At 64.6% G+C, this 18,213-nt stretch carries 18 protein-coding genes; 8 read left to right on the forward strand and 10 right to left on the reverse strand.

Annotated features, from left to right (window positions below; translation table 11 throughout):
* Positions 1-3: 3 nt before the first annotated feature.
* The gene (gene fabI, locus ACVWW6_RS39125; RefSeq protein WP_011085415.1) at positions 4-819 is read right to left on the reverse strand and encodes an enoyl-ACP reductase FabI; all 816 of its coding nucleotides are present in this window, start codon (positions 817-819) and stop codon (positions 4-6) included.
* A 172-nt stretch (positions 820-991) separates the two neighbouring features.
* Between fabI and ACVWW6_RS39130 the strand changes: the two genes are divergently transcribed.
* Both ACVWW6_RS39130 and ACVWW6_RS39135 read left to right on the forward strand, forming a co-directional pair.
* A complete protein-coding gene (locus ACVWW6_RS39130) occupies positions 992-1,480 on the forward strand; it encodes a sigma-70 family RNA polymerase sigma factor (protein WP_011085414.1) in 489 nt (162 codons plus the stop codon).
* A gap of 106 nt (positions 1,481-1,586) precedes the next feature.
* Complete coding sequence (locus ACVWW6_RS39135) at positions 1,587-2,357, forward strand: anti-sigma factor family protein (protein WP_011085413.1); 771 nt, start codon at positions 1,587-1,589, stop codon at positions 2,355-2,357.
* A 326-nt stretch (positions 2,358-2,683) separates the two neighbouring features.
* Here ACVWW6_RS39135 and ACVWW6_RS39140 read toward each other — a convergent pair whose 3' ends face one another.
* A complete protein-coding gene (locus tag ACVWW6_RS39140) occupies positions 2,684-3,646 on the reverse strand; it encodes a DnaJ C-terminal domain-containing protein (RefSeq protein ID WP_011085412.1) in 963 nt (320 codons plus the stop codon).
* Between the two features lie 110 nt (positions 3,647-3,756).
* On the reverse strand, positions 3,757-4,164 hold the full coding sequence (locus tag ACVWW6_RS39145) for an RT0821/Lpp0805 family surface protein (protein WP_028175353.1): 408 nt from the start codon (positions 4,162-4,164) through the stop codon (positions 3,757-3,759).
* A gap of 113 nt (positions 4,165-4,277) precedes the next feature.
* Between ACVWW6_RS39145 and pdxH the strand changes: the two genes are divergently transcribed.
* The gene (gene pdxH / locus ACVWW6_RS39150) at positions 4,278-4,919 is read left to right on the forward strand and encodes a pyridoxamine 5'-phosphate oxidase (RefSeq protein ID WP_011085410.1); all 642 of its coding nucleotides are present in this window, start codon (positions 4,278-4,280) and stop codon (positions 4,917-4,919) included.
* Positions 4,920-4,940: 21 nt separating this feature from the next.
* Positions 4,941-5,693 carry an SDR family NAD(P)-dependent oxidoreductase gene (locus ACVWW6_RS39155; RefSeq protein ID WP_011085409.1) on the forward strand — a complete coding sequence of 251 codons (753 nt, stop codon included), beginning with the start codon at positions 4,941-4,943 and terminating at the stop codon, positions 5,691-5,693.
* Positions 5,694-5,875: 182 nt separating this feature from the next.
* Here the strand turns inward: ACVWW6_RS39155 and ACVWW6_RS39160 are convergent, their stop codons facing one another.
* Both ACVWW6_RS39160 and ACVWW6_RS39165 read right to left on the reverse strand, forming a co-directional pair.
* The gene (locus ACVWW6_RS39160; RefSeq protein ID WP_074077209.1) at positions 5,876-6,094 is read right to left on the reverse strand and encodes a hypothetical protein; all 219 of its coding nucleotides are present in this window, start codon (positions 6,092-6,094) and stop codon (positions 5,876-5,878) included.
* Between the two features lie 185 nt (positions 6,095-6,279).
* On the reverse strand, positions 6,280-7,257 hold the full coding sequence (locus tag ACVWW6_RS39165; RefSeq protein WP_011085408.1) for a magnesium transporter CorA family protein: 978 nt from the start codon (positions 7,255-7,257) through the stop codon (positions 6,280-6,282).
* A 337-nt stretch (positions 7,258-7,594) separates the two neighbouring features.
* Here ACVWW6_RS39165 and ACVWW6_RS39170 point away from each other — a divergent pair, with 337 nt between their 5' ends.
* Complete coding sequence (locus tag ACVWW6_RS39170) at positions 7,595-8,281, forward strand: L,D-transpeptidase (protein WP_011085407.1); 687 nt, start codon at positions 7,595-7,597, stop codon at positions 8,279-8,281.
* A gap of 38 nt (positions 8,282-8,319) precedes the next feature.
* Here ACVWW6_RS39170 and ACVWW6_RS39175 read toward each other — a convergent pair whose 3' ends face one another.
* Positions 8,320-9,399, reverse strand: a complete 1,080-nt coding sequence (locus ACVWW6_RS39175; RefSeq protein WP_456682655.1) for an extensin family protein — start codon at positions 9,397-9,399, stop codon at positions 8,320-8,322.
* 65 nt (positions 9,400-9,464) lie between these two features.
* Between ACVWW6_RS39175 and ACVWW6_RS39180 the strand changes: the two genes are divergently transcribed.
* Together ACVWW6_RS39180 and ACVWW6_RS39185 are read left to right on the forward strand one after the other, a co-directional pair.
* Positions 9,465-11,093, forward strand: coding sequence for a fatty-acid--CoA ligase (locus ACVWW6_RS39180; RefSeq protein ID WP_011085405.1), 1,629 nt, complete (start codon positions 9,465-9,467; stop codon positions 11,091-11,093).
* A gap of 205 nt (positions 11,094-11,298) precedes the next feature.
* Positions 11,299-12,153 (forward strand): DUF1499 domain-containing protein, encoded by an 855-nt coding sequence (locus tag ACVWW6_RS39185; RefSeq protein ID WP_011085404.1) that lies wholly within the window; start codon positions 11,299-11,301, stop codon positions 12,151-12,153.
* A gap of 7 nt (positions 12,154-12,160) precedes the next feature.
* Here ACVWW6_RS39185 and ACVWW6_RS39190 read toward each other — a convergent pair whose 3' ends face one another.
* The 4 genes from ACVWW6_RS39190 to ACVWW6_RS39205 form a co-directional block, all read right to left on the reverse strand.
* Entirely contained in the window at positions 12,161-13,084 is a 924-nt protein-coding gene (locus ACVWW6_RS39190) for an MBL fold metallo-hydrolase (RefSeq protein WP_028175354.1), read from the reverse strand.
* Between the two features lie 136 nt (positions 13,085-13,220).
* Positions 13,221-14,435, reverse strand: coding sequence for an acyl-CoA dehydrogenase (locus ACVWW6_RS39195; RefSeq protein ID WP_011085402.1), 1,215 nt, complete (start codon positions 14,433-14,435; stop codon positions 13,221-13,223).
* Between the two features lie 132 nt (positions 14,436-14,567).
* Complete coding sequence (gene ribB, locus ACVWW6_RS39200) at positions 14,568-15,644, reverse strand: 3,4-dihydroxy-2-butanone-4-phosphate synthase (RefSeq protein WP_456682656.1); 1,077 nt, start codon at positions 15,642-15,644, stop codon at positions 14,568-14,570.
* A 189-nt stretch (positions 15,645-15,833) separates the two neighbouring features.
* Positions 15,834-17,564: a cation:proton antiporter gene (locus tag ACVWW6_RS39205; RefSeq protein ID WP_060910913.1), complete on the reverse strand. Its 1,731-nt coding sequence runs from the start codon at positions 17,562-17,564 to the stop codon at positions 15,834-15,836.
* Between the two features lie 67 nt (positions 17,565-17,631).
* Between ACVWW6_RS39205 and ACVWW6_RS39210 the strand changes: the two genes are divergently transcribed.
* Positions 17,632-18,159: a DUF3124 domain-containing protein gene (locus ACVWW6_RS39210; protein WP_038965894.1), complete on the forward strand. Its 528-nt coding sequence runs from the start codon at positions 17,632-17,634 to the stop codon at positions 18,157-18,159.
* Positions 18,160-18,213 lie beyond the last annotated feature (54 nt).

Genomic DNA, 18,213 nt, shown 5'->3' on the forward strand with positions numbered 1-18,213 from the left:
AGGCTAGTCCTTGCCACCGAGCGAGATATCCGGCGCGTCCGGGCGCTTCATACCGAGCACGTGGTAACCGGAATCGACGTGATGCACCTCGCCGGTGACGCCGCGCGAGAGGTCGGAGAGGAAATACAGCGCGCTGCCGCCGACGTCCTCGGTGGAGACGTTGCGCCGCAACGGCGCGTTGTGCTCGTTCCACTTCAGGATATAGCGGAAGTCGCCGATTCCGGAGGCCGCGAGCGTCTTGATCGGCCCGGCCGAGATCGCGTTGACGCGGATGTTCTTCTCGCCGAGGTCGGCGGCGAGATAGCGCACGCTCGCCTCCAGCGCCGCCTTCGCGACACCCATCACGTTGTAATGCGGCATCCACTTCTCGGCGCCGTAGTAGGAGAGCGTGATGAGCGAACCGCCGTCGGTCATCAGCTTCTCGGCGCGCTGCGCCACGGCGGTGAACGAGTAGCAGGAGATCAACATCGACTTGGAGAAATTCTCCTGCGTGGTGTCGACGTAGCGGCCGTCGAGCTGCTCGCCATAGGCGATCGCGTGCACCAGGAAGTCGATCTTGCCCCACTTCTCCTTCAGCACCGCGAAGGCGGCGTCGATGGTCGCAGCGTCGGTGACGTCGCAATGGCCGAGCACGAGTCCGCCGATCTCGGCGGCGAGCGGCTCGACGCGCTTCTTCAGCGCATCGCCCTGATAGGTGAAGGCGAGCTCGGCGCCCGCTGCGTGGCATGCCTTGGCGATACCCCAGGCGATCGAGCGGTTGTTGGCAACGCCGAGGACCACCCCGCGCTTGCCTTGCATCAGACCTGAATTCTGCGCCATTTTTGAACGTCCCGTCGAGCTCTCGTTGAGGTCTGGAGGTACACCAGCCCTCCTTCGCGGTACAGTCCTAATACGCGGCGTTAACGCTGTTTCGAGCGCCGGAATAGCCGTTCCGTTCGGGTGTTATGATGGGTAAGGCGCTTGCGCCGAACACCAGGACGTCAAGGCGGCAATGAGCGCGTTTCGCCAGAGTGTGGAAGCCATGATCCCGGCGTTGCGCCGCTACGCCCGCGCGCTCACGCGCGATGCGGATGCGGCCGACGATCTGGTGCAGGATACGTTGGTGCGCGCTCTGCGTTCGGAGCGCCTGTTTCTCGGAGGCGACGTCAGGAGCTGGCTCTATACGATCCTGACCAACCTCAACAAGAACCGGCGACGCTCGCTGGCAAGGCGGCCGCAATTCATGCAGCTGACGGAGAACAACCCGGACGCCAGCGGGACCGAAGCCGAGGGACGCGACATCGAGAAGGCGCTGGCAACGCTGGTCGAGGAGCAGCGCTCGGTGCTGCTTTTGGTGATGCTGGAGGGCATGAGCTACCGCGAGGTCGCCGACATCCAGGGCGTGCCGATCGGCACCGTGATGTCGCGCCTGGCACGCGCCCGCGCCCACGTCAAAGCCTCGCTGGAGGGTGAGCGCCCGGCGCTCAGGCGGGTGAAATGATGGCAGGGTTGATGCAACGCGTTGGGTCCGTCCGCAGCCTGCCGACAAAGCGAGCGAAGTTGAGTCACGAAGGATATTTTGGGCCGCAGAGCCAGAGACGATCGATATGAACGACCGCAATATTCCGATCACCGAAGACGAGTTGCACGCCTATGTCGATGGCGAGCTGCCGGCCGAGCGCCGCGCCGACGTCGAGGCCTGGCTTGCCGCCCATCCTGACGATGCCGAGCGGGTGCAGTCCTGGCGCGACATGGCCGAGATGCTGCACGCCCGCTACGATTCCGTCGCCCAGGAGCCGGTGCCGGTACGGCTGGAGCTCGAACGGCTGGAGCGCCGCCCCCGGCAATGGCTCTATGGCGCCGCCGCGGCTGTGCTGGTTGCCTTCGTCGCCGGCGGCACCGCCGGCTGGATCGCGCATGGCGCCGCCAACTCCCCCTCGACCTTCCAGAGTTTTACGGCCGACGCACTCGACGCCCACCGTCTCTATGTCGTCGAGGTCCGCCACCCCGTCGAGGTCGGCGGCAACGAGCGTGACCATCTCCAGGCCTGGCTGACCCGGCGCTGCGGCTGGACCGTGTTCGCGCCGAACCTGGAGGCGAGCGGGTTGAAGCTGGTCGGCGGCCGGCTCCTGCCAGGGCCGAACGGTCCGGCGTCGTTCCTGATGTATGAGGGCGCCTCGGGCGAGCGGTACACGATCTACACCGCCAAGACCGAGAATGGTGCAACGCAGATGCGGTACGCCAAGACGGACAAGGACGGCGCGCTGTTCTGGGCGGAGCGCGGGGTCGGCTACGTCGTCAGCGGCGGTGGCGATCGCGACCGGCTGACCAAGGTGGCGCAGGCCGTGTACGACCAGGCAGAGAAAAACGGCACCTAGACAACCGCGCAAGCGCGGTGCCTCGATTCCGTCATTGAAAATTTGGAATCAAGACATCGGCGCGTCTCATTATCGCACCGGATGATCACGCGAAAATGAGCAGCGTTCGATCCGCCGATCGACGCGGGCGGCCTCGATTGGGGTTTTTGGTACCGCGCTGGTCCCCCTCTCGAGGCCGCACCTTTTTATCGGCTGCCCCGCCGGACAGCCGACACGTCGAGCATATGAGCCGAGAAGCGCTATCGCGCCTCAGGCATATGATGAGCATCATCTGCAAGAGAGGATGCTGTAGACCTTAGGAAAACCCCTTCAGTTCCGACCGCGCCCTAACCAAGCCCGCTACGTGGATTGTAGGGGTGTTGGTCCCGCCACTTCTCCATCAATGCTTCAAGCTCAGCGTCGTTCCCGTCCGGTAGCATAATCCTGACAGTGACGAAGAGATCCCCGGTTCCGCCTGCTTTCGGCAGGCCCTTGCCCTTCAGCCGGAAGGTGCGGCCGCTGGAAGTGTTCTTCGGGACCGAGAGTTCGACTGCATTCCCAAGGGTCGGCACGCGGACCTTGCCGCCGAGCACCGCCTCGTAGAGCGTGACCGGCAGGTCGATCCTGAGATCCGCGCCCTCGACCTTGAAATACGGGTGCGGCGCGATGCCGATGGTGATCAGAAGATCGCCCGGCGGATGGCCCTGGGCGCTCTCGCCCTGCCCGCGCAGCCGGATCTGCTGCCCCTCGGTGACGCCGGCCGGAATCTTGACGTTGAGCTCCTTGCCCGTCGGCAGGCGGACGCGCTTCTCGCCGCCCTTGACCGACTCCTCCAGCGAGACGGACATGGCGACATTCACGTCGAGATCGAGCCCGATCCCACCGGTGTCGAATTCGAACTGCCCGGCGCCGCCGGCCCCCGGCCGCGCGCCGCGCACCCCGCCGCCGAACATGCTGTTGAGGATGTCCTCGAACGCGCCGCCGCCCTGACCCGGGCCGCCGCCGGAGCGGAACGTATAGCTCTCGAACCCGCCGGGACCTGCGCGGCCGCGCGGCCCGCCGCCGCCCGGAAAGCCCTGGAAGCGCGGCTTGCCGTCGGCGTCGATCTCGCCGCGGTCGAACTGCTTGCGCTTGTCCTCATCGCCGAGGATCTCGTTGGCCGAATTGAGTTCGGCAAAACGCTCGGCGGCCTTCGGGTCGTCCTTGTTGCTGTCGGGATGGTGCTTCTTGGCAAGCTTGCGATAGGCGCTCTTGATCGCGGCAGCATTGGCGCTCCGCGGCACCCCCAAGACCTCATAGGGGTCGCGCATCCGTCACGTCTCCTTCAAAGAAATCGAATTGTTCAAAGGGCTCCCCGCCCCACCTGCGAACCATGTGGGGAGAGAGTGGCATTTTTGCAACTAGGATTGCCGGCCGAATCCTAGCTCCGCCACGGCTTTAGCGTATGAATCTCCCAACGGCCACGGCTGCTTTGGCAGCCGGCGCCCTGGAGCCAGCTTTCGGTATTGCCGTTGACGTAGCTGGCGAGGAAGTCGCGGCACCTGCGGCCATCCTCGGCGGCATAGGATTGCGCGATCGGCGTCACCGAGCCGCGCGCCCCGGTCACCGGATTCTCCCAGTGCTGGCTGGAATCCTTGTCGCCCTTGCTCAGCACGTCGGAGGCGGCGTTGCGGGCGAAGGCAAGATCGGTCTCGGTCGGTGCTGCGTCCTTCGCCGGCCGCGCGATCGAGCCGGTGAGGTCGCTGTCGTCGGCCTTGGCATAGGCGCTGGTGTCGTTGCGCGAAAAGCTGCAGCCGCCGGCGCCGAAGCCGATCAGGACCATCGTCATGACAAGGCCCGACGGCCGGATCGCCGATAGGCCAACGCGTCCCCATGCCCTATATAGGGCGGTAGCGGACAACAACGCGTTTTGGGCCGCGGAACGCAACTCGGACTCCAGACATGACCGACACGACCTCGATGAAACACCAGACACCCTTAACATCCGGTGATTTCACCGCCGCCGACGAGCCTTTTGCGCTGTTCGAGACCTGGCTGAACGAAGCGATCAAGAGCGAGCCGAACGATCCGAATGCCATGGCGCTCGCAACCGTCGACCCGGACGGCTTGCCTGACGTGCGCATGGTGCTGATGAAGGGCTTCGATACCGAGGGTTTTGTCTTCTACAGCCACATCGCGAGCCAGAAGGGCCGTGAACTCGCCGCAAATCCTAAGGCAGCGTTACTTTTTCACTGGAAGTCGCTGCGCCGTCAGGTCCGCATCCGCGGCAACGTGACGCCGGTGACTGACGCCGAGGCCGACGCCTATTTCGCCACCCGCCCCAAGCAGGCGCAGATCGGCGCCTGGGCGAGCAAACAGTCCGAGGCGCTGGAGAGCCGCTTCGCCTTCGAACAGGCCATCGCAAAAGTCGCGGCCAAATACATCATCGGCGAGGTGCCACGGCCGCCGGGCTGGAGCGGCTGGCGCATCACACCGGTCCGCATCGAGTTCTGGCACGATCGCCCATTCCGTCTGCACGACCGCATCGAATTTCGTCGTGACGCCGCCGGCCAGAAGTGGTCCAAGACGCGGATGTACCCTTAGGCCCCGACCTGAAAGACCTTCATGCCGCATTCGTCAAACGCACCGCGACGCACGCTGCTCCTGACCGGAGCGAGCCGCGGTATCGGCCATGCCACCGTGATCCGCTTCTCCTCGGCGGGCTGGCGCGTCATCACCTGCTCGCGGCATCCCTTCCCGGAGGACTGCCCCTGGGATGCGGGCCCTGAGGACCACATCCAGGTCGACCTCGCCGACCCCAAGGACACGACCCGCGCGATCTCCGAAATCCGCAACCGCCTCGAGGGCGGCATGCTTCATGCGCTGGTCAACAACGCCGCGATCTCGCCGAAGGGCCCGGGCGGCTCCCGGCTCGGTTCGGTCGACACCGACCTCGATACCTGGACGCATGTCTTCCACGTCAACTTCTTCGCGCCGATCATGATGGCGCGCGGACTGATCGAGGAGCTGAAGGCGGCCAGAGGCTCGGTCGTGAACGTCACCTCGATCGCGGGCTCGCGCGTGCATCCCTTCGCAGGCGCAGCCTACGCCACCTCCAAGGCCGCGCTTGCATCCCTGACGCGCGAGATGGCCTCGGACTTCGGCCGCGTCGGCGTCCGCGTCAACGCGATCGCACCGGGCGAGATCGACACCTCGATCCTGTCGCCCGGCACCGAGAAGATCGTGGAGCAGCAGATCCCGATGCACCGGCTCGGCACGCCCGACGAGGTCGCCAAGATCGTCTACGTGCTGTGCACGGACACCTCGTCTTACGTCAATGGCGCCGAGATCCACATCAACGGCGGCCAGCACGTCTAGACCATCCTTTAGCGGTCGTCATTGCGAGCGCAGCGAAGCAATCCAGGCCGCCTCCACGGAGACGGTCTGGATTGGTTCGTCGCTTCGCTTCTCGCAATGACGGAATTGGAAACAGTGCCTAGGGAAGCAGGCGATCCAGACAAAGCCGCCGCAAGACCTGGATCGCCCTTACCTTCCGTTGCTCAATCGAGTCGAATCCGACGTGACCTCTCGCGCGGCCTTGGCGTGGCCGTGCTGAATGCAGTCGAGCAGTCGTCGTCGTTCTCACCATCGAGCAGCGGAGCACCACAGTGCCGGCACATGCGTGCCGACATCGACGACGCCTTGCCGTTCGCCAGGGCCTGACGATAGTTCGCCAGATCGATGACGTTCCGGGGCGACGTTATGTGTTTTTCAACCATGGCTGTTCCTCGCGGCTACGCACTACTTATCGCAGACAAGTTTCGCGCAAACGTTCAGCTCACCGCTCAAATTTTACCGGAGGAATTGGGGCGGCAGCCACGCATCACCGCGACGCCGCAATCCCGCTCTATTCTGCGACACCAACCACCGTGTCTCGACGAACGGCGTAAGGTCTCGGTAGGTATCAGAGCCACTTCTTGAGCTTGAAGATCCAGTACGGGACGATGGCCGCGATCAGCATCAGCACCAGTGCCATCGGATAGCCGTGCGCCCATTCGAGTTCCGGCATCGACTTGAAGTTCATGCCGTAGATCGAGGCGATCAGCGTCGGCGGCATCAGGACAACAGCCATGACCGAAAACAGCTTGATGATGTTGTTCTGCTCGAGATTGACGACGCCGAGCATGGCGTCGAGCACGAAGGTAATCTTGCTGGAGAGATAGGAGGCGTGGTCGGTCAGCGAGGAGACGTCGCGCTGCATGGTCTTGAGCTGCTCGCGCATGTCCTTGGACCATTTCACGCCCTCAACCACCGCCGAGAGGAAGGCGACGACGCGGCCGATCGAGACCAGGCTCTCGCGAACCTTGGAGGTCAGATCGCCCTTGCGGCCGATCGAGATCAGGATCTGGGAATATTGCTTGGCGTGGCCGTGGCGCTCGCTCTCGGGCTCGAAGATGTCGTGCGAGACCTGGTCGATCTCGGCGCCGCAGCGCTCCAGAATGTCGGCGCAGCGGTCGATCACGGCGTCCAGCAGTTCCATCAGCACCATCTCGCCGGTGATCGCCGGCGTGCACGAGCGGCCAAGCTTGGCCTCGACCAGGGCGAACGGCTTCGGCAGGTCGTAGCGCACCGTCACCAGGCGGTGGTCGCCGAGGATGAAGGTCACCGCCGTGGTCCGGGGCATGTCGGTATCGGAGTGGCACATCAGCGTCGCGGTCATGTAGCGCGCGCCGTTCTCGATATAGAGGCGGCTGGAGATCTCGATCTCCTGCATGTCTTCCCGGGTCGGGATGGCGATGCCCGCAAGCCGCTCCACCGCCTTGTCCTCGGCCGCACTCGGACTGAAGAGGTCGATCCAGACCGCATTCTCCGGCAACGCCGTGAGATCCTCGATGACGGCCTTCTTGAGGGAGGACTCGGAGGGAACAAACACCGAAAACATGAACAACTCCAGAGAACCTGCGACAGAATGACAGCCTTTAGCGCGATTCTGACAAGTTCATCATGACAAGCACATTAACGGAGCGTTTGCATTTGTGGCGACGCTGTGGCCCAACCGTGACACAGAATCGACAATCCGGCACGCTTTGCCCCAAAACCCGCGTAAACCTGAAAAACTTGCGGCAAAAAAGCCACAGCTGAGGTCTCGCAGCGCGGGAAAAGGCCTTGAGTGCTGGAATTGTGGCAGATTTCAACGATAATGGGATTAACGGAGTCGAGGAAGTTGGGCGCTAAGCTCAGGCTTTCCCGCGCGGTATTGTTTTGATTGGAACCAAATCATGTCGTCGCTGAAAGTTAAGTTGGGGATTTTGGCCGCTGGCCTGATGCTGTCGGGCTGCATGCAGGCCACGCATTTCGAAGCGACCGACACCAAGGCCTTCAAGCCGAAGGACAAGGAACTGCTCGCCAAGGTCCGGTACGAAAACACCCCGGTCGCAGAGCCGTTCCGCCGCGCCATCGTCGAATATCACCGCAAAGAATCGCCCGGCTCGATCGTGGTCGATTCCGACAACCACTACCTCTATTACGTGCTGGATGGCGGCAAGGCGATCCGTTACGGCATCACCGTCGGCGAAGAAGCCATGGCCTGGTCGGGCATCGCCAAGGTCGGCAGCATGACCGAGTGGCCGGCCTGGCATCCGACCCCGGGCGAGATTTCGCGCCTGGGCGTGCCGACCTATGTTGCGCCCGGTCCGGACAATCCGATGGGCTCCCGCGCAATGTATCTCTACTCGGGCGGCAAGGACACGCTGTTCCGCATCCACGGCACCAACCAGCCGGAATATATCGGCGCCTCGATCTCGTCGGGCTGCATCCGTCTGACCAACGAGGACGCGATCGACCTCTATGGCCGCGTCAAGGTCGGCACCATCGTGGTGGTGCTCGAGCCGAAGCACGGCGACTCGCCCTACAATTCGCGCCTGGCGCTCGGCGCCGGCGGAACTGGCCAGGCGGGCAGCTACTGATCGCCTCTCCCGATCTCCGACATTCAAAAGCGCCGGTTTTACCGGCGCTTTTTTGTTGCCGGCTTGGACGGCTGGACCTTGTCGGCCGCCGGCTTGTCCGCAGGCGCGGGGGATTTCTCCGCCGCCTCGTCACCAGCCCCATCCTTTGCCTCAGGCTTGGACGCGACCTCGCGCGGCGGCGCCTCCTCGGGCCGTTCCGCCGGCAGCAGCGGCGCGATCTGCGGCAGGGGATCCCAGACGTTCCACTGGCAGATCCGGTAGTCGTTGCGCCGCTGCGCCAGGTCGAGATGGATATGGTCCTCGTGGTACCAGTCCGAGCCAGGGCCGAGCACGGTGGAAAAGCGCGCGCACACCGAATGCAGCACACGCTCGCGCACGTCACGCGACATGGTGCGATCGGTGAGGCCAATCGACTGCCCGTTGGCGAGCTTGACGGCGCGGACGTCGAGGGCGTTGGCCTTGCCGTGCTCGGACAGCAACGCTCCAACGATGCGATTGCGGCCGCGGCACTCGAAGCTATCGAAATTGTCGAGATCGCTGATGGTCGAGCCGAGACTGGTAGCCAGCGGCACCATGTCCTTGCGCACCCAGTCGGCTATCGCAGACGCCATGGTGCAGCGAAGGATCGCCGCCGGCTTGACCGCCACCTTGCGCTTGTCCGGCAGCACGATGGCCTCCAGCCGCACCAGATCCTCGCCGCCGCAGCCGCCGGGGCCGCGGATATCGGGGATGGAGGGTGCAATTGCGATCTCCTCGGTCAGCGCGAGCCGGCAGGCCGAGACCTGCTTCTCGGGCAGCGGCGGCGCCTCGGCCGGCTTGTCGGGGGAAGGCTTGTCCGGGGAAGGCTTGCCGTCGGCCTCCGGTGCGGCCCCGTCCGGTGCTTTCGGGGCCTCCGCGGGGCGAGGTCTTGGTAGCGGGATCTTGGCGGAATGAACCTTCGCGCGCGGCCGTGGTGTACCAAAGCCAAAGATATCGAGCGGCGCAGCATATTTTCGCGCCTCCGCCCGATCCGCGAGCCCAAGCGTCAGCCCCAGCGCGACGGTAACCATTGCCGCGCCGGCGGACATATAGCCGCGACAAGACCATTTGCGGCGAAAGTCCGGCAGGCTAAAACTCATGACAATTCTTTGGCCCAACGCTGAGAGCGATAACGCGTCCAGCGACTTCTCGGAGGAACGTCGGAATGCTTGGTTTGATGCAAGACTGGCCCCTGCTCTGCCACCGGATCATCGAACACGCCGCCAGGATTCATGGCAAGCAGGAGGTCGTCACGCGATCGATCGAGGGACCGATCCATCGCACCACCTACGCCGAGATCCACAAGCGGGCGCTCAAGGTCTCGCAGATGCTGGAGCGCGACGGCATCAAGCTCGGCGACCGCGTCGCAACGATCGCCTGGAACACCTGGCGCCATCTCGAAGCGTGGTACGGCATCATGGGGATCGGCGCCATCTGCCATACCGTCAATCCCCGCCTTTTCCCCGAGCAGATCGCCTGGATCATCAACCATGCACAGGACCGCATCGTGATGACCGACATCACCTTCGTTCCGATCCTTGAGAAGATCGCCGACAAGCTGCCCAGCGTGGAGCGCTACGTCGTGCTGACCGACAAGGCGCATATGCCCGAGACCACGCTGAAGAATGCGGTGGCCTACGAGGACTGGATTGCGCAGGCCGACGGCAAATTCAAATGGAAGGACTTTGACGAGAACACGGCGGCGGCGATGTGCTACACGTCGGGCACCACGGGCGATCCGAAGGGTGTGCTGTATTCGCATCGCTCCAACGTGCTGCACGCGCTGATGGCCAACAACGTCGATGCGCTCGGCACCAGCGCCTCCGAGACGATGCTGCCGGTGGTGCCGCTGTTCCACGCCAACAGCTGGGGTATCGCCTTCTCCGCGCCCTCGCAGGGCACCAAGCTGGTGATGCCCGGCGCCAAGCTCGACGGCGCTTCGGTCTATGAATTGCTCTCGACCGAGAAGGTGACGCACACCGCCGGCGTGCCCACGGTGTGGCTGATGCTGCTCCAGCACATGACCGCCAACAATCTGAAGCTGCCGCACCTGAAGATGGTGATCTGCGGCGGCTCGGCGATGCCGCGCTCGATGATCAAGGCCTTCCTCGACATGGGCTCGAACGTCCGCCACGCCTGGGGCATGACCGAGATGAGCCCGATCGGCAGCGTCGCGGCGCTGAAGCCGCCGTTCCAGAACGCGACCGGCGATGCGCGGCTCGATGTGCTCCAGATGCAGGGCTACGCGCCCTTCGCAGTCGAGATGAAGATCACCGACGACGCCGGCAAGGAGCTGCCCTGGGACGGCAAGACTTTCGGCCGCCTCAAGGTGTCCGGCCCCGCCGTCGCCAAGGCCTATTATCGGCTCGATGCCAACATCCTCGACGAGGACGGCTTCTTCGACACCGGCGACGTCTCGACCATCGACGAGGACGGCTACATGCGGATCACCGACCGCTCCAAGGACGTGATCAAGTCCGGCGGCGAGTGGATCTCCTCGATCGACCTCGAAAACCTCGCGGTCGGCCATCCGGCCGTGGCGGAAGCCGCCGTGATCGGCGTCTTCCACCCCAAATGGGACGAGCGGCCGCTACTGATCGTGCAGCTCAAGCAGGGCCAGCAGGCCAGCCGTGAGGACATCCTGAAGTACATGGACGGCAAGATCGCCAAATGGTGGATGCCCGACGACGTCGCCTTCGTCGAGGGCATCCCGCACACCGCCACGGGCAAGATCCTGAAGACCGCGCTGCGCGACCAGTTCAAGGATTACCGCTTCCCGAACGCGGCGGCGTAGGACTTACACGTCATTCCGGGGCGATGCCAACGGCATCGACCCCGGAATCTCGAGATTCCGGAGTCGCCCTTCGGGCGCCCCGGAATGACGGGCAGTAGCAACCCGGTCTCCCTTGAATTTGCCGCCGGGGCGTGGTCTCAACGCCTCCTGTCGTCGCGCCAGATCGGCGCGGCACCGCCTCCAAAACCCCGGCAGAGCTCACCCGATGGCCCGCAGGTTTTCCGCTCCCTACCAGTCGGAGCCCGTGTCCAGCCTCGCCAGCTGGGCGCGCAATCTGGCCGTGTTCGCGGTGGTGGCGGTGGCGGTGTCGATCCTCGTCGTCCGGTTCGGCTTCCTGGAGCCGAAGCCGGCGCTCGCCACCTTCTTCGGCGGCCTCGCCATCGCCGCGCTCTCGATCCTGTTCGGCCTCGCCGGCTTCGCCGCGATCTGGCAGAACGGCTCGCGCGGCATGGCGCGCATCCTGCTCGCCTTCCTGATCGACGGCATGATCCTCGCCTACCCGGCCTATCTCGGCCTGCAATACCGCAAGCTGCCGGCGATCCACGACGTCACGACCGACCCGATCGACCCGCCCCGCTTCGACGCGCTGGCGCGCCTGCGCACCGGTGAAGGCGCCAATACCGCGGTTTATGCCGGCCTCTATTCGGCCGAGCAGCAGCGCCATTTCTATCCCGATATCGAGCCGATCGAACTCGAGATCCCGGTCGACCGCGCCTATGCGATCGCACTCCAGATCGTCAACAAGCGCAAATGGCTCGTCATCGACGAGCGCGCGCCGCAGCCGCCGCGCCGCATCGGACGCATCGAGGCGGTGGCGCGCACGCCGATCATGGGTTTGCGCGAGGACATTTCCATCAGGGTCGTGCCCGACGGCGACGATTCCCGCGTCGATATCCGCTCCGCCTCGCGCTATTTCGAGAGCGACCTCGGCAGCAACGCCGCCCGCGTCACAAAATTCATCGACGATCTCAACACCGCCGCCGATGCGGACGCGCTGAAGCCGGTGAAGAAGACCCCGGTGACGCCGCCGAAGGCACCGGCGAAGACGGTGAAGAAGTGACGGTGAGCTAGGCTCCCGCCATCCGGTATGTCCCGCCAATCACGGGATCGCCATCCGTCGCCACCACGCCGCGGGCGACCAGATCTTCCAGATGCGCCAGCACGGAATAGCCCGCGGCCGTCGTCAGCCGTGGATCGATGCCGATATAGATCGCACGCACCATGGTCGGGATGTCGGCCTCGCCCTTGGCGAGACGATGCAGGATAGAGGCTTCGCGCGCCTTGCGGTGGCGGATCAGGAAACGCACGAAGCGCGGACCATCCGGTATCTCGGGGCCATGGCCTGAGAAATAGAGATCCTCCTCGCGGGCGGCCAAGCAATCGAGCGATTCCATGTAGTCGATCATCGAGCCGTCGGGCGGCGCAACGATCGAGGTCGACCATCCCATCACGTGGTCACCGACGAAGTTGAATTTTCGCTCGGGCCAGGCGAAGGCGAGATGGTTGGCGGTATGACCCGGCGTCGCCACCGCCTCGAGGCGCCAGCCCGCACCCTCGACGACGTCGCCATGGGCGATCCTGATATCGGGCGCGAAATCGCGATCGACGCCGGATTCCGGATTGTGCTTCTCGCTCTCGAAGCGCGGGCGCGAGGCGCGGTGCGGGCCCTCGGCATAAACAGGCGCGCCGGTCGCCTGCTTGATCCGCGCGGTGTTCGGCGAATGGTCGCGGTGGGTGTGGGTGACGAAGATGTGGCTCACCGTCTCGCCGCGCACGGCATCGAGCAACGCAGCCGCATGCGCCGCATCATCAGGACCGGGATCGATGATCGCGACGTTGCCCGTGCCAACGATGTAGCTGACTGTACCGCTGAAGGTGAACGGGCTCGGATTGTTACAGAGCACGCGCCGCACGCCGGGGCGGACTTCCTCGACGATTCCGGCTTTGAGTGGAAAGTTGCGGTTGAACGGGACGTCGTCGTTGTCGGACATGGCTTCTTCTTTGTTCTTTGACGTCATTCCGGGATGGCCCGTCAGGGCCAGACCCGGAATCTCGATGGAACAGGAATAATGCGGCCCGAGATTCCGGGTTCGCGCTTCGCGCGCCCCGGAATGACGGATGACCTCGTCAGAAAAACGCCTGAATGCCCGTGATGGCGCGGCCCAGGATCAGGGCGTGGACGTCGTGGGTGCCCTCGTAGGTGTTGACCGTCTCGAGGTTATGGACGTGGCGCATCACGTGGTACTCGATCGAGATGCCGTTGCCGCCGTGCATGTCGCGCGCGACGCGGGCGATGTCGAGCGCCTTGCCGCAATTGTTGCGCTTCATGATCGAGATCATCTCGGGGGCGAACTTGCCTTCGTCCATCAGGCGGCCGACGCGAAGCGAGCCCTGGAGGCCGAGCGCGATCTCGGTCTCCATGTCGGCGAGCTTCTTCTGGACGAGCTGGGTCGCGGCCAGCGGCTTGCCGAACTGCTTGCGGTCGAGCGTGTACTGGCGGGCGCGGTGCATGCAGTCCTCGGCCGCGCCCAGCGCGCCCCAGGAAATGCCGTAGCGGGCGCGGTTGAGGCAGCCGAACGGGCCCTTAAGGCCGGAGACGTTGGGCAGCAGCGCGTCTTCCGGAACCACGACACCGTCCATCACGACTTCGCCGGTGATGGAGGCGCGCAAGCTGAGCTTGCCGCCGATCTTCGGCGCGGAGAGGCCCTTCATGCCCTTCTCCAGCACGAAGCCCCGGATCTGGTTGTCATGCGCGGCCGACTTGGCCCAGACCACGAACACGTCGGCGATCGGCGCGTTCGAGATCCACATCTTGCTGCCGGTCAGGCGGTAGCCGTCCGAGACCTTCTCGGCGCGGGTCTTCATCCCGGCCGGATCGGAGCCGGCATCGGGCTCGGTCAGGCCGAAGCAGCCGACCCACTCGCCGCTGGCGAGCTTCGGCAGGTACTTCTTGCGCTGGTTCTCGTCGCCATAGGCGTAGATCGGGTACATCACCAGCGAGGACTGCACCGAGTTCATCGAACGATAGCCGGAATCGACCCGCTCGATCTCTCGCGCGACCAGGCCGTAGGCGACGTAGCTCGCATTGGCGCAGCCATATTCCTCGGGCAGCGTGATGCCGATCAGGCCGAGTTCGCCCATCTCGTTGAAGATCTCGCGATCCGTCGTCTCTTCGAGATAGGCCTTGGTGATGCGCGGCAGCAGCTTGTCCTGGGCGTAGGCGCGCGCGGTGTCGCGCACCATGCGCTCGTCTTCGGTAAGCTGCTCGTCGAGCAGGAACGGATCGTCCCACTGGAAAGAAGCCGCAGCCGGCTTGTCCTTGGTCTGAGGGCGCACGCTCATGAAACGTCCTTTCGCGTCTGGTTCCGTCAACAATTGCCCGACAAAGTAAAGCGCCGCGGCAACAAGTTCAATTGCATCCTGGTTTCGGTCATTCCGGGCTCGCGCAACGGCGCGCGCCCGGAAACGACGTCGTCAGATTTCGAGCAGCTCGTTGGCGACGATCTCGATGCCGAAGCCCGACAGGCCCTTGTAGTCGTGCACCGAGGAGGTGAGATGCCGGATCGAGGTGACGCCGAGATCGCGCAGGATCTGCGCGCCGACGCCGATCTCGCGCCACTGGCGGTTGCGGTCGGCCTCCGTCGACGTCTCGTCGGGCAGCGGAGCCACCGGCACGCCGGCAGCGCCGTCGCGCAAGTAAACCAGCACGCCACGGCCGGACCTCTCGAAATGCTCGAGCACGGCCGCCATGCGCTTGTGCCCGGTGAAGATGTCCTTGACGATGTTCGGCTTGTGGAAGCGCGTCAGCACGTTCTTGCCGTCGCCGACGCCGTTGTAGACGAAGGCGACGTGGGCGATGGAATCGAACGGCGAACGATAGGCATAGCCCTGCAAGGGGCCGATCGGGCTGTCGGTGACGAAGGTCGAGACCCGCTCGATCAGCTTCTCGCGCACCTGGCGGTAGGCGATCATGTCCGCGATGGTGACGTGCTTGAGCTCGTGCTGGGCGGCGAAGCGGGCGACCTGCTCGCCCTTCATCACGCTGCCGTCGTCGTTCATCAGCTCACTGATGACGCCGACCGGCGGCAGGCCGGAGAGCTTGCAGAGGTCGACGGCGGCCTCGGTATGGCCGGAGCGCAGCAGCACGCCGCCGTCCTTGGCGATCAGCGGGAAGATGTGGCCGGGCCGGGCGAAATCGTTGGCGCCGACATTGGGATTGGACAGCGCGCGGCAGCACGAGGCGCGCTCCTCGGCGGAGATGCCGGTGCCGCCGTCGGGCTTGTAGTCGATCGAGACCGTGAACGCGGTGGTATGCGCGGAATCGTTGTGGGCGACCATGGGATCGAGCCGCAGGCGGCGCGCGTCCTCCGTGGTCACGGGCGCGCAGACGATGCCGGAGGTGTGGCGGATGATGAACGCCATCTTCTCGGCGGTGCAGAGCGAGGCCGCGACGATCAGATCGCCCTCGCCCTCGCGGTCCTCATCGTCGGTGACGACGACGAGCTCGCCCCTGGCAAAGGCCTGCAAGACTTCCTGGACGGTATCGGGCATTTCCCAATCTCTATCGGTTATGGGCCGGAGGCTTAGCCGGACGCCTTAGCCGGACTTGGCCCCAAGCGCTAGTGTCCTGGACGCAACCGCATATGCCAGATGGCCGTCAGGGCGGCGGGTCTCAGGCTTGCACCGAAGATACCAGGGATATAGGCGCACAAACCCCGGAAGGAAGACGGCCGGACGCCGTCAGGGCAGCACCTCTCTCCGCTCGCCGAGCCGCAGGTCGAGCTCGGCGCGCTTATCCGCGAGCAGGCCGGCCTGGGCGGCCTCGATCACGGTAAACAGCTCGTGGGCGTCGCTGAGTCGGGTCACGGTGACGTAACTGGCACCGGCCTCGTAGAGCTCGCCGACATCCGACAAAAGATCGGCCGTAGCCACGATCATGGCGGTCGGGTTGAGGGTGCGGACGTGGCGGACCAGCTTCTCGTTGCTGGCGCCCTTGAGAAGCGCATCCGGCACGCTGAGGATGATCATCTCGGACTTGCCGACGCCGGCATGGAGCAGCGTGTCCGCGCTGCTGATGTCGCCATAGATCACGTGCAGGCCGCGTGAAAGCAGGGTCTGGTACACATTGGGGTTGAAATCGACCACCGTGATCTGCTCGAGCAACACCGGCGCCTGCCGTTCGATCTCGGCCAGCAGCGCGCTCGCCGCGCGGAAAAAGCCCAGGATGACGATGCGGCGAGCCTCGCCATGGCCGCCCTCGTGGCCCTCCTCGGCATGGCCATTGCCGTGATCGAGATCGCGCAGGCCGATCCGCTTCAACGGGCCGATCGCCCAGCGGGCGATCTCGTCGCTGCGCGTCATCACGAAGGTCGAGAGCACGGCCAGCACCACGAAGGCGAAGGAGGCCGCGTTCGCCGTCTCGGCTGCGATGTGGTTGTCGGTGACACCGGTCTGGATCACGACCAGCGAGAACTCGGAGATCTGCGCGAGGTTCAGGGCCGGCAACAGGCTGGCACGCAGCCCCTGCTTCATCAGGTAGAGCGGCGTGAAGGTCGTGACGAGCCGGCTCACCACCGTGAACGCCGCGATCATCAAGGCAAGCCCGATCACGGAGAGGCCGGGCACGGGAATGGTCATGCCGAGCGCGACGAAGAACAGCGTGATGAAGAAGTCGCGCAGCGTGGTGACCTTGGCGGTGACGTCGAGCGCATAGGGAAAGGTCGAAAGCGAGACGCCGGCGATCAGGGCGCCCATCTCGCGCGACAGCGACAGCCGCTCCGCGGTCTCGGCCACGAGGAAGCACCAGGCGAGCGCGCCGAGCAGGATCAGTTCGGGCCGGCGGGCGATCTGGTGGAACAGGCGCGGCAGCACATAGCGGCTGACCAGCAGCGCGGCGGCCACCAGCACCGCGACGCGGCCGATCGAGAGCAGGATGACGCTCACTTGCAGATTGGCAAGACTCGGTTGCACCGCCAGGAACAGGATGGCGAAGATGTCCTGGAGCACCAGCACGCCGAGCGTGATGCGGCCGGGCAGCGTGTCGAGCTCGCGCTTCTCGTAGAGCACCTTGACGATGATGACGGTGCTCGACAGCGCGCAGGCGATACAGAGATAGACCGCATCGAAATGCCCGCCGCCGAGCGACAGGCCGATGCCGGCGAAAAACAGGACCCCGAGCAGGCAGCCGCCGAGCAGCTGGCCGCCCGCCGCGAACAGGATCACCTTTCCCGCCCGCACGATCTTCTTCAGGTCGATCTCCAGCCCGATCATGAACAGCATGAAGATCAGGCCGAGCTCGGAGATGACGCTGATCGATTCCTGCGATTTGACCCAGCCGGCGCCGAATGGACCTATGCAGAAGCCGGCGATAAGGTAGGCCAGGATCAGAGGTTGCCGGGAGAAATGGGCGAGCAGGCCCAGCATCCAGGCAAACAGGATACAGAGAGTGATGTCGCGAATAAGCTCATGCATGCGAAATTGGTCCGTTTTGCCGCACCCTAGAGACAGGTTGCGCCGCGGCAAGCGAGCAATTCGTCACATGCGGATCGTGCTCTGGCTGATAGCCGTGCTAGCTCCGTTCGCGTTCGCCTTGCCGGCCGCGGCGCAATCCAAGGTCAATATCGAACAAAACTTTGCCGATTCGCTCACTGTGCTGCCGAAAGAGGAGCTCGCCGTCGCCGGCGGGTTCTATGTGCCGGCCTATTCCAGCGTCGCGATGAGCCAGGGCAAGCTGCGCGTCGACTTCTCGGTGACCTTGAGCGTTCACAACGCCTCCGAGAGCCAGCCGCTGGTGGTCAAGCGCATCGCCTATTTCGACACCGCAGGCAAGCAGGTCGAGAGCTATCTGAAAGCGCCGGTGGCCTTGAGGCCCCTCGCCACCGTCTCGATTTTCATTCCGACCGACGACGTGCGCGGCGGGACCGGGGCCAATTTCATTGTCGACTGGGCCGCAACGGGCGACATCGCCGAGCCGGTGGTCGAGGCCTTGATGGTTGGCGGCGTCGCCAATGCGCATTACGCTTTCATCAGCCAGGGCCGTCCGACCCGGACTGCCACAAAGAAGTAGAAGCCGTCCGACCCGGACGGCCAACAAGACGTAAGGCAGGCCGGCGCAAAGCCG

The organism is Bradyrhizobium sp. USDA 3311 (genome assembly GCF_054062495.1).

Excerpts from the sequence above, each read along its gene's own strand:
- pdxH (WP_011085410.1), top strand. The coding sequence starts at position 4,278 with ATGACCGACACGACCTCGATGAAACACCAGACACCCTTAACATCCGGT.
- ribB (WP_456682656.1), bottom strand. The coding sequence starts at position 15,644 with ATGCCCGATACCGTCCAGGAAGTCTTGCAGGCCTTTGCCAGGGGCGAG.
- ACVWW6_RS39205 (WP_060910913.1), bottom strand. The coding sequence starts at position 17,564 with ATGCATGAGCTTATTCGCGACATCACTCTCTGTATCCTGTTTGCCTGG.
- ACVWW6_RS39145 (WP_028175353.1), bottom strand. The coding sequence starts at position 4,164 with ATGACGATGGTCCTGATCGGCTTCGGCGCCGGCGGCTGCAGCTTTTCG.
- ACVWW6_RS39130 (WP_011085414.1), top strand. The coding sequence starts at position 992 with ATGAGCGCGTTTCGCCAGAGTGTGGAAGCCATGATCCCGGCGTTGCGC.
- ACVWW6_RS39180 (WP_011085405.1), top strand. The coding sequence starts at position 9,465 with ATGCTTGGTTTGATGCAAGACTGGCCCCTGCTCTGCCACCGGATCATC.
- ACVWW6_RS39135 (WP_011085413.1), top strand. The coding sequence starts at position 1,587 with ATGAACGACCGCAATATTCCGATCACCGAAGACGAGTTGCACGCCTAT.
- ACVWW6_RS39170 (WP_011085407.1), top strand. The coding sequence starts at position 7,595 with ATGTCGTCGCTGAAAGTTAAGTTGGGGATTTTGGCCGCTGGCCTGATG.
- ACVWW6_RS39175 (WP_456682655.1), bottom strand. The coding sequence starts at position 9,399 with ATGAGTTTTAGCCTGCCGGACTTTCGCCGCAAATGGTCTTGTCGCGGC.
- ACVWW6_RS39195 (WP_011085402.1), bottom strand. The coding sequence starts at position 14,435 with ATGAGCGTGCGCCCTCAGACCAAGGACAAGCCGGCTGCGGCTTCTTTC.
- ACVWW6_RS39190 (WP_028175354.1), bottom strand. The coding sequence starts at position 13,084 with ATGTCCGACAACGACGACGTCCCGTTCAACCGCAACTTTCCACTCAAA.
- ACVWW6_RS39185 (WP_011085404.1), top strand. The coding sequence starts at position 11,299 with ATGGCCCGCAGGTTTTCCGCTCCCTACCAGTCGGAGCCCGTGTCCAGC.
- ACVWW6_RS39160 (WP_074077209.1), bottom strand. The coding sequence starts at position 6,094 with ATGGTTGAAAAACACATAACGTCGCCCCGGAACGTCATCGATCTGGCG.
- ACVWW6_RS39140 (WP_011085412.1), bottom strand. The coding sequence starts at position 3,646 with ATGCGCGACCCCTATGAGGTCTTGGGGGTGCCGCGGAGCGCCAATGCT.
- ACVWW6_RS39155 (WP_011085409.1), top strand. The coding sequence starts at position 4,941 with ATGCCGCATTCGTCAAACGCACCGCGACGCACGCTGCTCCTGACCGGA.
- fabI (WP_011085415.1), bottom strand. The coding sequence starts at position 819 with ATGGCGCAGAATTCAGGTCTGATGCAAGGCAAGCGCGGGGTGGTCCTC.
- ACVWW6_RS39165 (WP_011085408.1), bottom strand. The coding sequence starts at position 7,257 with ATGTTTTCGGTGTTTGTTCCCTCCGAGTCCTCCCTCAAGAAGGCCGTC.
- ACVWW6_RS39210 (WP_038965894.1), top strand. The coding sequence starts at position 17,632 with ATGCGGATCGTGCTCTGGCTGATAGCCGTGCTAGCTCCGTTCGCGTTC.